Here is a 12264-nt window from a genome sequence, read left to right as displayed (position 1 = left end):
GGGGAGCGCACCCCCGCGCGGACGGCGCGGGCGTCCCCGGAGTGGCGGCCGAGAAGGCTCAGCGCAGGGCGGATACCTCGGCGGTCAGCGTGCAACGCCCGCCGTCCGCCGGTGCGTCGAGCACCGCGGGCACGCCCAGGGGGATCGTCAGCGCAGTCGGGCCGTGCCCGAAGCCCAGCTCCTCGACCACGGGTATGCCCAGCGGGGCGAGCCGGTCGGCGAGCACCGCGCGGATCCTCTCGTACGGTCCGCACTCCTGCCAGGAGCCGCAGGCCACCCCCACGACTCCGTCCAGGGCCCCGGACCGCAGCAGCCGGGTGAGGACGCCGTCGAGCCGGTAGGGGTCCTCCCCCGTGTCCTCGATCACCAGCAGCCCGCCCCGGGCATGGGCCCGGCCGCCGGGGGTGCCGGCGTCGGCGGCGAGGAGACCGGCGCAACCGCCGTACAGGACGCCCCGCGCCCGGCCGGGGACGAGGGCGCCGGCCGTCTCCAGACCGAGGGTGCGTACAGCCTCCGGCGTGAAGAGCGTGGCGCGCAGGTGCTCACGGGTGGGCGCGTCCCGCAGGAACGTCTCGGTGGCGACCATCGGCCCGTGCAGGGTCGCGAAACCGGCCCGCAGCGCCAACGCCTCGTGCAGCACGGTGATGTCGCTGTAACCGACGAACACCTTGGGCCCGGCGGCCCGGATCGCCTCCCAGTCGACCAGGTCGACCATCCGGTGCGCGCCGTATCCTCCCCGGGCGCAGAACACGGCCTCCACCAACGGGTCGCACCACGCCCCCTGGAAGTCCTCCGCACGTCCCGCGTCCGGGCCGGCGAGGTAGTCCAACTCCGGATGGGCGGAGCGGACATGGGGGCCGACCACGGGTTCGAGGCCCCAGTCGCGCAGGACGGCGAGCCCCTCCTCCAGCCGGTCGGCGGGCACGGGTCCGCTGGGCGCGACGACGGCCACCCGGGAGCCGGGGGCCAGCCGGTGCGGCCGGGCGAGGCGCGTCACCGGCGCAACCTCCCGGGAGGTCACGTGGTCAGCTCCAGGAGTGGCACGTCGGACCGGTCGATACCGAACGTCTGCGCGTAGAGGGAGAGTTCGGCCTCCAGTGCGCGGACCAGCGTCTCCGCGCGCCGGAAGCCGTGGCCCTCCCCCGCGAAGGCGACGTAGGCGTGGGGGATGCCCCGGCCGGCGATGGCGGCGAGGAACCGCTCGCACTGGGCGGGCGGACAGATCACGTCGTCCAGGCCCTGGAGGAGGACGAACGGGGCGTCCAGCCGGTCGGTGCGGTGGATCGGGGAACGTTCGCGATAGCGCTCGGGCACCTCGGCGAACGGGCCGACGAGGGATTCCAGATACCGCGACTCGAAGTCGTGGGTCTCGTCCATCGCCCACCCTTCGAGATCGAGGATCGGGTAGAGGATCGTCCCGCAGGCGTACAGGCCGCTCGCGGTCAGCGAGGCGGCGGCGGTCCAGCCGCCCGCGCTGCCGCCCCGGATCGCGAGCCTGTCCGGATCGGCGGCGCCCTCCTCGACCAGGGCCGAGGCGACGGCCGCGCAGTCGACGACGTCGACCACGCCCCACTGGCCGCGCAGCCGTTCACGGTAGGCGCGGCCGTAGCCGGTGGAGCCGCCGTAGTTGACGTCGGCCACGCCGATGCCGCGCGACGTGAAGTAGGCGATCTCCAGGTCGAGGACGAGCGGGGCGTGGCCGGTGGGCCCGCCGTGCGCCCAGATCACGTACGGCGGCTTCTCGCCCTCGGGGCCGGTGCGGTCCGGACTGTGCGGCGGGTAGACATGTGCGTGGATCTCACGGCCGTCGGGGCCGGTGAAGGTGCGGTCCTCGGGCACCGGATAGTACGCGGGGTCCACCGCGTCCTCATGGGGCGTGCCGATGACGCGGGTGTGCCCGGTCGTGGTGTCCAGCTCGACGATCTCGGGGGCGCTGCGAGGACCTGCCGCGACGCCGACGACCCGGCTGCCGTGGACGGCGAGCGTGTCGGCCCAGGCGGTCCAGGGCCCCGGTACGTCGGCGAGTTCGCCGGTCTCCGGGTCGAGGATGCCGAGCCGCATACCGCCCCTGCCGTGCAGGACGGCGACCAGCCCGTTGTCCAGCGGATGGAACCAGCGCACCCCGATCTTCCAGAGCGGACCGCCGAACTCCTCGCCCCGGGGCGGCAGAAGGCGGCTGCTCGGGACCGCGCCGCCCGCGACGGCGTCGGGGTGAACGCGCTGGAGTTCCCACCAGTCGGCGGGGTCGGAGACGAACAGGAGGCTGCCGTCGCGGTCCCACTCCACCTGGCAGACCGCTTCGTCCAGATCGCCGGCGAGGGGCCGCAGGCCGGTGAACCCGCCCGTGTCGGTGATGTCGGCCAGCATGACCACCGTCCCGTCCCACGGCATCCGGGGGTGGTCCCAGGCGATCCAGGCCGCTCGCCGCCCGTCGTGGGAGACGCGGGGCCCGGTGACGAACCGGTGCCGTTCGTCGGAGAGTTCACGGACCGCCGAGCGGTCGTCGGCCGCCGATCCGTCCAGCGGCACGGCCGCGACGAGGCGCCGTACGTCGGTGGGAGCGGGCCCGGTGAACTCCTCCAGCACGCACCAGACCTCGCCCGCCGCCCCGTGCTCCGGGCGCACCTGCGGGTCCACCCAGCGCAGCCCGTCACCGACGTCCGACACGGGGGTGAGCGGCCACGGTCCGTCCGGCCCGTCGGGGGCGTAGGCGTACAGCCGCTGATCGGCGAAGTGGACGAACACCACGAGGAGTTCGCCCTCCTCGCGCACCGTGCCCGCCCAGGGCTGTCCGCCGTACTCGATCACCCGGCTGCGGGCGTCCCAGGGAGCGGGCAGCACCGGGGCGACCGCGCCGTCGGCGCGGCGGCGCATCAGGGCGCGACGGCCGCCCTCGGCGGGGCGCGGCTCGGTCCACCACACTTCGTCCCCGACCGTGCCGAGGTGGTCGGGGCGGCCGTCGCGCGAGGCGGCGAGCACCGCGTCGATCGGCGACGGCCAGGTTCCGTACGGCGCTGCTGGCACGGTGTTCACGTAGGTCGGTCCCCCCGGTTCGGGTAGTCGGTCAGGCGGTGCGCAGGTAGTGGTCGAGGACGCGGACGCCGAAGTGGAGGGCGTCGACCGGCACGCGCTCGTCCACGCCGTGGAAGAGCCGCTGGTAGTCGAAGCCGACGGGCAGCTTCAGCGGGGTGAAACCGTAACCGGTGATGCCGAGGCGGGAGAACTGCTTTGCGTCCGTGCCGCCCGACATGCAGTACGGGACGGTGTGCGCGTCCGGGTCGAACCGTTCGACGGCGGCACGCAGCTTGGCGTATGTCGGGGAGTCGACAGGGGCTTCCAGGGCGGTCTCGCGGTGGTAGAACTCCCAGTCGACCGAGGGCCCGGTGAGCCGGTCCAGGGTCGCGTGGAACTCCTCGTCCCCGCCGGGGACCATACGCCCGTCGACGAAGGCGGCGGCGTGGCCGGGGATGACGTTGACCTTGTAACCGGCGTCCAGCATCGTCGGGTTGCTGCTGTTGCGGATGGTGCTCTCGACGAGGGACGCGGCCGGTCCGAGCTTGCCGAGGAGCTGGGCCACGTCGAACTCGGGGGCGTCCAGGTCGGGGGTGATGCCGTGCAGGGCGGCGATCTCGGTGATCGCGGCACGGACGGTCGGGGTGAGTCGGACGGGCCACTCGTGCTGGCCGATCCGGGCGACGGCGGCGGCCAGGGCGCTCACCGCGTTCTCCCGGTTGACCTTGGAGCCGTGCCCGGCCCGGCCCTCGGCGGTCAGCTTCAGCCAGCCGGTGCCGCGTTCGCCCGCCGCGATGGGGTACAGCGACAGGCCGTCGCCCGCGTGGAAGGTGAAGGCCCCGGACTCGCTGATGCCCTCCGTGCAGCCGTCGAAGAGACCAGGGTGCCGGTCGGCGAGGAATCCGGAGCCGTCGTCGGCGCTGTCCTCCTCGTCGGCGGTGTAGGCGAGGACGATGTCGCGCCGGGGGCGGAAGCCCTCGCGGGCCCAGCCCCGTACGACGGCGAGGACCATCGCGTCCATGTTCTTCATGTCGACGGCGCCCCTGCCCCACACGACTCCGTCGCTCACCTCGCCGGAGAAGGGGTGCACGGTCCAGTCGGCGGGCTCGGCGGGCACCACGTCGAGGTGGCCGTGGACGAGCAGCGCGTCGGCCGACGGATCGGTGCCCGGAATCCGGGCGACCACGTTGGTCCGGCCGGGTGTCCGCTCCAGCAGCGTCGGTTCGATTCCGGCGTCGGCGAGCCGCTCCGCGACGTACTCGGCGGCCGGGCGCTCCCGGCAGTCGCCGCCGCCCCGGTTCGTGGTGTCGATGCGGATGAGCTCGGAGGTGAACGTCACCACTTCGTCGAGCGCCTGGCGGTCGACGGGACCGAGCAGGTCGGGGGCCTCAGCCATACTGTTCCTCCACAGCGGCCGACACGATCGTCGTCACCGCCTTGAACGTGCGAATTCCTGCGTACATCGTCGCGCTGGTGTACGCGACGCGCCTCTCGCCGCTCACCGCCACGCCGGGGACCACGGTCGCCGCCGCCGCCAGGTGTTCGGCGTCGAACTCCAGCTCCACCGTGAACGTGCCCCCCGTGGCGGGGTCGCGCCGGCCCGCGAGGACGGTGGCCGCCCGCGCCGCGGCCCGGATGTCGGCGGCGGTACGGGCGGGGGTGCGGCACACCGCCGCGTAGCGGGAGACGTAGTCCTTGACGGCGACCTTCCGGGCGTCGGGGGCGTACCCCTGGGCGTCCACACAGGTCAGGTCGTCGCCGGTGACGAGGACGACGGGCACACCGTACTCCGCGGCGACATGCGCGTTGAGCAGGCCCTCGCTCGCCCGGACGCCGTTGAGCCAGACACCGGTGATGGAGTTGGCGAGGTAGGTGTGGGCGAGGACGCCCTCGGCGCCGGCTCCGGTGTGATAGCCGACGAAGGCCACGGCGTCCACGTCGCCGTGCTGGATCCCCTCCACCATGGAGAGCGACTTGTGCTTGCCGGTGAGCATCTGGACCCGCTCGTCCAGGTGCTCCAGCAGAAGATTGCGCATCGACCAGTGGGCCTCGTTGACCAGCACCTCGTCGGTGCCGCCGTCCAGGAAGCCGAGCGCCGCCGCGTTCACGTCGGAGGTGAACATCGACCGGCAGCGCTCCCACTGCGGTGTCCCCGGCAGCACGTCGGCCGGCCAGGTCACTCCGGTGGCGCCTTCCATGTCCGCGCTGATGAGGATCTTCATGCCGCCACACCGTACGCGCCGCGAGCGGCGCGGGCCAGGGAGGGGCGGCCCGTCAGAGGTCCGGTCCGCCGAAGGTCCCTCCAGTGGTCCGCACTCCGGGGTGCTCCGCGGCTCCCTTCCCGCGCCGCCTGCCCGGGGCGCCGGGCAGCCCGGCCCCGCGCCTCCGGCGGCGTCAGCCCGTCTTCGCGTCCCGCAGCAGCTCCTCGATCCGCGACAGCTCGTCCGCGCCGAACTCCAGGTTCCGGGTGGCCTCGACGCTGTTCTCCAGCTGGGCGACGCTGCTCGCGCCGACGACGGCGGAGGTGAGCCGTCCGCCGCGCAGCACCCATGCCAGGGCGAGCTGCGCGAGCGACTGGCCGCGCTCCTTCGCCAGGGCGTCCAGCGCGCGCAGCCGCTCCACCAGCTGCGGGGTGACGGCGTCGGGCGTGAGGAAGGGGCTCGCGCTCGCCGCCCGGGAGCCGGCCGGGATGCCGCTCAGGTAGCGGTCGGTGAGGATGCCCTGCTCCAGCGGGGAGTAGGCGATGGACCCGACGCCCAGCTCGTCGAGGACGTCCGGCAGTCCGTCGTCCTCGATGCGGCGGTCGAGCATCGAGTAGCGGGGCTGGTGGATGAGCAGCGGGGTGCCGAGGTCCCTGAGGATCGCGGCGGCCTCGCGGGTCTGGGCGGCGGAGTAGTTGGACAGACCGGCGTAGAGCGCCTTGCCCTGCCGTACGGCGGTGTCGAGCGCGCCCATCGTCTCTTCGAGGGGGGTTACGGGGTCGGGGCGGTGCGAGTAGAAGACGTCGACGTAACCGACGCCGAGGCGCTTGAGGCTCTGGTCGAGGGAGGAGCGCAGGTACTTGCGCGAGCCCCACTCCCCGTACGGCCCGTCCCACATGTGGTAGCCGGCCTTCGTGGAGATGACGATCTCGTCGCGCAGGTGGGCGAAGTCGGTCGCCAGAGCGCGGCCCAGCGTGAGTTCGGCGGAGCCGGGCGGCGGGCCGTAGTTGTTGGCCAGGTCGAAGTGGGTGATGCCGAGGTCGAAGGCGCGGCGCAGGATGCGGCCCTGTTCCTCGGGCGTCCTGTCGCTGCCGAAGTTGTGCCAGAGGCCGAGGGAGAGCGCGGGGAGCAGCAGTCCGCTGCGGCCTGTGCGCCGGTAGGGCATGGCGGAGTAGCGGTCGGCGGACGGCAGGTGCATACAGGGCTCCGCGGGAGAGGTACGGGAGTGGCGCACCGGGGCCGGCGCGCACCCGGGCAAGGCTTCCGCAGATGGATCCAGCGGTCCAACAGGAGATTCCGCTCGGATTCATCGCCTAGATTGCTCAATCATGGAATTGCGTCAGCTGGAGCACTTCGTCGCCGTCGCCGAGGAGCGCCACTTCACCCGCGCCGCCGAGCGCCTCGCCGTGTCGCAGTCCGGGCTCTCCGCCTCCGTACGGGCGCTGGAGCGGGAGCTGCGGACCCCGTTGTTCAGCCGGACCACGCGCACGGTCCGGCTCACCGAGGCGGGGCGGGCGCTGCTGGTAGAGGCGGAGCGCACGCTGGCGGGCGCGCGGGCGGCGCGGGACGCGGTCGACGCCGTACGGGGGCTGCTGCGCGGGACGCTGACGGTCGGGGTCGAGCAGTGTGTGGCGGGGGTGAGCCCGGCACGGCTGCTGGCGGCGTTCCACCGGGAGCATCCGCAGATGGAGCTGCGGCTGCGGCAGGAGGGCACCAGCAGCCTGCTGGAGGGGGTGGCGGGCGGGCGGCTCGACCTGGCGTTCGCGGCCACGGTAGGTCCGGCGGAGTGGCGCGGGGAGCTGCTGCCGCTGGCCCGGGAGCCGATGGTGCTGCTGTGCGCGGCGGGGCACGCGTTCGCCGGGCGGTCGGAGGTGCGGTGGGAGGAGTTGCCGGGCGCGTCGTTCATCGACTTCCACCCGGACTGGGGCCCCCGGCGGGCCGCCGACGAGGCGTTCGCGGCGGCGGGGGTGCGCCGGACGGTGGGCCTGGAGGTCAACGATGTGCACAGCCTGCTGGAGCTGGTGCAGGAGGGCCTGGGGATCGCGGTGGTGCCGCACCACTTCTCCCGCAAGCCGGAGGCGGCCCGGCTGGTCGTGGTGGAGCTGGCCGGAGCGCACCGGCCGGTGTACGAGAGCGTGGTGGTGCTTCCGGCCGCGCGGAGCCTCAGCCCGGGGGCACGGGCGCTGATGCGGCTGGTGCGGCAGGCGGCGCAGAGGTGCTGAGCCGGCGGGCGCCCGGTGCGCGTCGGTGAGACGTCGGCCCCGGGTCCCGTACGTCTCAGTCCTCGTGGCCGAGCTGGAGGTCGCGTTCGGTGCGGCCGCCGCCCGCGACCTGGAGGACGGTGGCGACCGGCGGGTAGCCGGCGGCGATCACCGTGTACTCGCCGGACGACAGGTCGACGAACCGGAACGATCCGTCCGGCCCGGTGGTGAGGGTGTCGACCACGTTGCCCGCCGCGTCGAGCAGGGTGACCCGGGCGTCCTCGACGGGGCGTCCGCCGCTGGCCCTGACGACGCCGCGCAGAACGGCCCCGCCAGCCAGCTCGATGTCCTGCCGGGTCTCGCGGGCGGCCTGCACGCTGACCGGGAGGGCGGCGGGGCGGAAGCCGGGGGCGCCGGCCGCCAGCGTGTACTCGCCTGCGACCAGCTCGCCGATGACGTAGCCGCCCTCGCGCCCGGTGCGGGTGGAGGCGACGACCTCGCCGCGTACGTCGGTGAGGGTGACGGCCGCCTCCGGCACGGGGGCGCCGTCGGGGGTGAGGACGGAGCCGGCGAGGCGTCCGGCGCCGCCGAGCACCACGTCCAGCTCGACGGGGCGCTCGCCCACGGTGACGCTGACGGCCTGCGGCTGGTGTCCGCCCGCGGCGGCGATCAGGACGTAGGAGCCCGCGCCGGGGACGCTGAGCGCGTACCGCCCGTCCTCGCCGCTGGCTCCGCGCCCGATCTGCCGCCCCTGGACGTCGATGAGGGTGAGGGCGGCTTGCGGGACGGTGGAGCCGTCGTGGTGCTGGACGCTTCCGTGGACCGGGACCCCGGAGAGGTGGCCGGCGGGCGGGCGGCCTGCTTCGGCGCGGGCGGCGGGGATCGGCGAGGTCTCGGCGGCGGCTTCGGGGCTGTGGTGGGACACCAGCGGTTTCTCCTTGAGGAAGAAGGCGAGGATCAGGCCGAGCACGAGCACCGGCACGAGGTACAGGAAGATGCGCGGCATCGCGTCGACGTACGCCTGGATGTAGGCGTCGCGCAGCGCGGGTTCCATCGCGTGGACGATCTGCGGGGTGATCGACTCGGGGTCGGGCAGCTCCGCGCCGGTGGGCAGGCGTACGCCGAGCGCGTCGGAGAGCCGCCCGGCGAACAGCGTGCCGAAGATCGCCGCGCCGACGCTGCCGCCGATCTGCCGGAAGTAGTTGTTGGCGCTGGTGGCGGTGCCGAGGTCCGCGGGGCGTACGGAGTTCTGCACGGCGAGCACGAGGACGGACATGACCAGTCCGATGCCGATGCCGAGGACGGCCTGGTACAAGCTGTACGCCAGCGGGGAGGTGTCCGCCTCCAGCAGGGACAGCAGCCACATGCCGACCACCGAGACGGCGCTGCCGAGGATCGGGTAGATCCGGTAGCGGCCGGTGCGGGTGATGAGCTGGCCGGAGACGACGGAGCCGCCGACGATGCCCATCATCATCGGGAGCATCAGCAGCCCGGATTCGGTGGCGCTGGCCCCGTCGACCATCTGGAGGTAGGTGGGGAGGTAGCTGGCGGCCCCGAAGAGCGCGATGCCGACGACCGCGCCCACCAGGCCGGTGACGTTGAAGACGGAGTCGCGGAACAGGCGCAGCGGAATGATCGGTTCTGCGGCTCGGTGTTCGGCTGCGACGAAGAGCGCCGCCGTGACGACCGCGCCCGCCGCGAGGCCCAGGATGGTTCCCGAGCCCCAGGCGTACTCGGTGCCGCCCCAGCTGGTGACCAGTACGAGGCAGGTGGAGGCGGCGGCGAGGAGCACCGCCCCCAGGATGTCGAGCCGGGGCCGGACGGCGGGCCGGGGCAGCTTGAGGACGACCGCGATGACGGCGAGGGTGACCAGGCCGAAGGGGACGTTGATGTAGAAGCACCAGCGCCAGGAGGCGTGGTCGGTGAAGAACCCGCCGAGCAGGGGGCCGGCGACCGAGGCGAGGCCGAAGACCGCGCCGATGAGGCCCATGTAGCGGCCGCGCTCACGGGCCGGGACGATGTCCGCGATGATCGCCTGGACGCCGATCATGAGGCCGCCGCCGCCGATGCCCTGGACGGCGCGGAAGGCGATCAGCTCGTCCATGGTGCGCGACCAGCCGGCCAGCGCGGAGCCGATGATGAAGACCACGATGGCGAACTGGAAGACGCCCTTGCGGCCGAAGAGGTCGCCGAGCTTGCCGTAGAGCGGCAGGACGATGGTGGAGGCGAGGAGGTAGGCCGTGACCGCCCAGGACATCTTCTCCAGGCCGTGCAGCTCACCGACGATCTTCGGCAGTGCGGTGGCGACGATCATCTGGTCGAGCGCCGCGAGGAGCAGGGTGAGCATCAGTCCGAGGAAGACCATGCGCACCTTGCGGGGGCTGATCTCCGCCGGGGCCGGGCCGGGTCCGGCCGGTGGGGGCGGTGCGGCGGGGAGTCCGGCCGTCGCCGCCGTGCCGTCCGGCGTCGGACCGTCCGCTCCCGTGCCGTCCGGTCCGTCCTTCACCAGCGTGATCCCGCCCGCCACGTAACGCTCCCCTCGTCGCACCTGCGCCGCCCATTTGTCGCATCGCGCGGCAAGGCGGGGCAAACGTGACGAGGGGCGTACGCGGCGCGCACGAAGGGCTTATGCGCCGGTGGGAGGCACTACGGCGCACAACCGGCCGCCCCGGAAAACCACCCGTTCCGGTGAGGCCGGTCATCCCGCGGAGGCCGGACCCGCCCGGCCTCCGGTGCGGCGAGGGGAAACGCATCCCCTCGCCGGGCCGGTCCTACTTCTCGACCTCGGTGGCGAGGTTCTGGAGCAGCTCGTCGTAGATCCGAGCGAGGCCCTTGGGGGCGAAGGCCCGCTCGAAGAACCCGCCGATGCCGCCGGCGCCGTTCCAGACGGTGGTCATGACGGCCTTGGACTTCCCCTCACCGGCCGGGGTGACGGTCCAGGTGGTGACCATGGAGGAGTTGCGGTCCTTCTCGACGAGCTGTCCGTCGGTGGGCTCGCTGACCTCCAGCAGGCAGTCACGGACGCGCTTGCTGGTCGCCTGGAGCTTCCAGTGCACGAGGGTGCCCTCGCCGTCGCCGCCCTCCCGGACCTCGTACTCGCTGAAGTGCCCGGTCAGCACCTTGCCGCGGACGTTCTTGTAGTCGGCCAGCGCGTCGAACACATCCTCCGCGTCCGCCGCGATGATCCGCTCCGTGGTGGCCTCGACCTGCGCCATGGCTGTTCCTCCAGCACTCGGTTGTTCGGTGGGTGAGCTGAGCCAACCACCTCGGGCACGCCGCTCAAAATCGGGGTCCGCCGGGTTCAGGGGCGGCGCTCCGCGAGGACGCAGAACTCGTTGCCCTCCGGGTCGGTGAGGACGACCCAGCTCGCGTCGCCCTGCCCGACGTCGACGCGGCGGGCGCCCAGACCGAGCAGCCGGCGGACCTCGTCGCTCTGGTTGCGGTCGGTGGGACTGACGTCGATGTGGAGCCGATTCTTGACGCTCTTGGCCTCGGGCACGCGCGCGAAGGTCAGCACCGGCGGCACGGGGCCCGGGCGGTCCTCCGCCTCGGGCGCCACCGGCGGACCGATGGTGACGACGCCCTCCTCCTCGTCCTGGTCCCGCACCTCGTAGTCGAGGACCGAGCACCAGAACCGAGCGAGGCCGACGGGCTCCGCGCAGTCGATCGCGAGTTCGGTGAACTTGCCGGCCATGGTTCGGGGCCTCCTGCCACGAAGTGGTTCCTCCAGGGGGTCACACGCTAGTCGCGGGGGCCGCTCCGCACGATCAAGGGAACAAGTGTTCTATTCTGCGGTGAGTGCTACCGAGGAGGCGTCCATGCGCTGGGACAATCTGGTCGAGAAGAACTCGACGACCGGGAACAGCGCGCTCTTCGCCGCGGACGCGGTGACCACGCGCACGTTCGACACCCCGGAATTCCGGGGCATCACCTTCCACGAGATCCGGGCCCGTTCGATCCTGAACCGGGTGCCGGGCGCCTCGCGGATGCCGTTCGAATGGACGGTGAACCCCTACCGGGGCTGCACGCACGCGTGTGTGTACTGCTTCGCCCGCAAGACCCACAGCTATCTGGATCTGGACACCGGCACCGGCTTCGACTCACAGATCGTCGTCAAGGTCAACGCCGCCGAGCTGCTCCAGCGGGAGCTGGCCTCGCGGCACTGGCGGGGCGAGCACATCGCCATGGGCACCAACGTCGACTGCTACCAGAGGGCAGAGGGCAGGTACGGGCTCATGCCGGGCATCATCACCGCCCTGCGCGACCGGGCGAACCCCTTCTCCATCCTCACCAAGGGCACGCTGATCCTGCGGGACCTGGAGCTGCTGCGGCAGGCGGCGGACGTGACCGAGATCGGGGTCTCCGTCTCCGTGGGCTTCACCGACCGGGAGCTGTGGCGGACGGTCGAGCCGGGCACGCCCTCCCCCGAACGCCGGCTGGACGTGGTGCGCGCGCTCACCGACGCCGGCATCGGCTGCTCGGTCCTGATGGCGCCGGTCATCCCGTTCCTCGGGGACAGCCCGGAGCAGCTGCGCGCCACGGTCGCCGCCATCGCGGGTGCGGGCGCGGCCTCGGTGACCCCGCTGGTGCTGCATCTGCGCCCCGGCGCGCGGGAGTGGTTCCTGACGTGGCTGGAGCGGCACCATCCGCGTCTGGTGCCGCGCTACGAGCGGATGTACGCGGACGGGGCGTACGCCCCCACCTGGTACCAGCGCCGGATCACGCGTCAGGTGCACGAGCTGGCGGACGAGTTCGGGATCGGCCCGGCGCACCGGGGCGAGGCCCGGCGAATCGCTCCGGCGCCGCCCGCCGCGCCGGAGCCGGGCCCCACCCAGCTGACCCTCATGTGA

10 protein-coding genes are annotated in these 12264 nt (G+C 73.0%); 2 read left to right on the top strand and 8 right to left on the bottom strand.

Annotated features, from left to right (window positions below; translation table 11 throughout):
- Positions 1–58 precede the first annotated feature (58 nt).
- The 5 genes from ACIQMU_RS07690 to ACIQMU_RS07670 form a co-directional block, all read right to left on the bottom strand.
- Entirely contained in the window at positions 59–997 is a 939-nt protein-coding gene (locus ACIQMU_RS07690) for an LD-carboxypeptidase (RefSeq protein ID WP_402688438.1), read from the bottom strand.
- A gap of 20 nt (positions 998–1017) precedes the next feature.
- Positions 1018–3033, bottom strand: a complete 2016-nt coding sequence (locus ACIQMU_RS07685) for a prolyl oligopeptidase family serine peptidase (RefSeq protein WP_402688437.1) — start codon at positions 3031–3033, stop codon at positions 1018–1020.
- Positions 3034–3064: 31 nt separating this feature from the next.
- The gene (locus tag ACIQMU_RS07680) at positions 3065–4408 is read right to left on the bottom strand and encodes a M20/M25/M40 family metallo-hydrolase (protein ID WP_352238960.1); all 1344 of its coding nucleotides are present in this window, start codon (positions 4406–4408) and stop codon (positions 3065–3067) included.
- Positions 4401–5234, bottom strand: coding sequence for a M55 family metallopeptidase (locus ACIQMU_RS07675; protein ID WP_402688436.1), 834 nt, complete (start codon positions 5232–5234; stop codon positions 4401–4403). Before ACIQMU_RS07675 ends, ACIQMU_RS07680 begins: the two co-directional genes overlap by 8 nt.
- Before the next feature lie 172 nt (positions 5235–5406).
- Positions 5407–6411, bottom strand: coding sequence for an aldo/keto reductase (locus ACIQMU_RS07670; protein ID WP_402688435.1), 1005 nt, complete (start codon positions 6409–6411; stop codon positions 5407–5409).
- 130 nt (positions 6412–6541) lie between these two features.
- On the opposite strand from ACIQMU_RS07670, the gene ACIQMU_RS07665 reads away from it, so the two are divergent.
- A complete protein-coding gene (locus ACIQMU_RS07665) occupies positions 6542–7435 on the top strand; it encodes a LysR family transcriptional regulator (RefSeq protein WP_352238963.1) in 894 nt (297 codons plus the stop codon).
- Between the two features lie 55 nt (positions 7436–7490).
- Here ACIQMU_RS07665 and ACIQMU_RS07660 read toward each other — a convergent pair whose 3' ends face one another.
- From ACIQMU_RS07660 to ACIQMU_RS07650, 3 genes are all read right to left on the bottom strand, one after another.
- Positions 7491–9941: an MFS transporter gene (locus tag ACIQMU_RS07660; protein ID WP_352238964.1), complete on the bottom strand. Its 2451-nt coding sequence runs from the start codon at positions 9939–9941 to the stop codon at positions 7491–7493.
- Between the two features lie 244 nt (positions 9942–10185).
- On the bottom strand, positions 10186–10629 hold the full coding sequence (locus ACIQMU_RS07655; protein WP_352238965.1) for an SRPBCC family protein: 444 nt from the start codon (positions 10627–10629) through the stop codon (positions 10186–10188).
- 86 nt (positions 10630–10715) lie between these two features.
- The gene (locus tag ACIQMU_RS07650) at positions 10716–11108 is read right to left on the bottom strand and encodes a VOC family protein (RefSeq protein ID WP_352238966.1); all 393 of its coding nucleotides are present in this window, start codon (positions 11106–11108) and stop codon (positions 10716–10718) included.
- 124 nt (positions 11109–11232) lie between these two features.
- On the opposite strand from ACIQMU_RS07650, the gene ACIQMU_RS07645 reads away from it, so the two are divergent.
- Positions 11233–12264 (top strand): Rv2578c family radical SAM protein, encoded by a 1032-nt coding sequence (locus tag ACIQMU_RS07645; protein WP_402688578.1) that lies wholly within the window; start codon positions 11233–11235, stop codon positions 12262–12264.

This window comes from Streptomyces sp. NPDC091649, from assembly GCF_044756785.1.
Taxonomy (GTDB): domain Bacteria; phylum Actinomycetota; class Actinomycetes; order Streptomycetales; family Streptomycetaceae; genus Streptomyces.
This window is presented reverse-complemented; position numbering and strand designations above follow the sequence as displayed.

What these genes read in the sequence shown, in the direction of transcription:
- ACIQMU_RS07655 (WP_352238965.1), bottom strand. Translation starts at nt 10,629, where the DNA reads ATGGCGCAGGTCGAGGCCACCACGGAGCGGATCATCGCGGCGGACGCG.
- ACIQMU_RS07645 (WP_402688578.1), top strand. Translation starts at nt 11,233, where the DNA reads ATGCGCTGGGACAATCTGGTCGAGAAGAACTCGACGACCGGGAACAGC.
- ACIQMU_RS07665 (WP_352238963.1), top strand. Translation starts at nt 6,542, where the DNA reads ATGGAATTGCGTCAGCTGGAGCACTTCGTCGCCGTCGCCGAGGAGCGC.
- ACIQMU_RS07670 (WP_402688435.1), bottom strand. Translation starts at nt 6,411, where the DNA reads ATGCACCTGCCGTCCGCCGACCGCTACTCCGCCATGCCCTACCGGCGC.
- ACIQMU_RS07650 (WP_352238966.1), bottom strand. Translation starts at nt 11,108, where the DNA reads ATGGCCGGCAAGTTCACCGAACTCGCGATCGACTGCGCGGAGCCCGTC.
- ACIQMU_RS07680 (WP_352238960.1), bottom strand. Translation starts at nt 4,408, where the DNA reads ATGGCTGAGGCCCCCGACCTGCTCGGTCCCGTCGACCGCCAGGCGCTC.
- ACIQMU_RS07675 (WP_402688436.1), bottom strand. Translation starts at nt 5,234, where the DNA reads ATGAAGATCCTCATCAGCGCGGACATGGAAGGCGCCACCGGAGTGACC.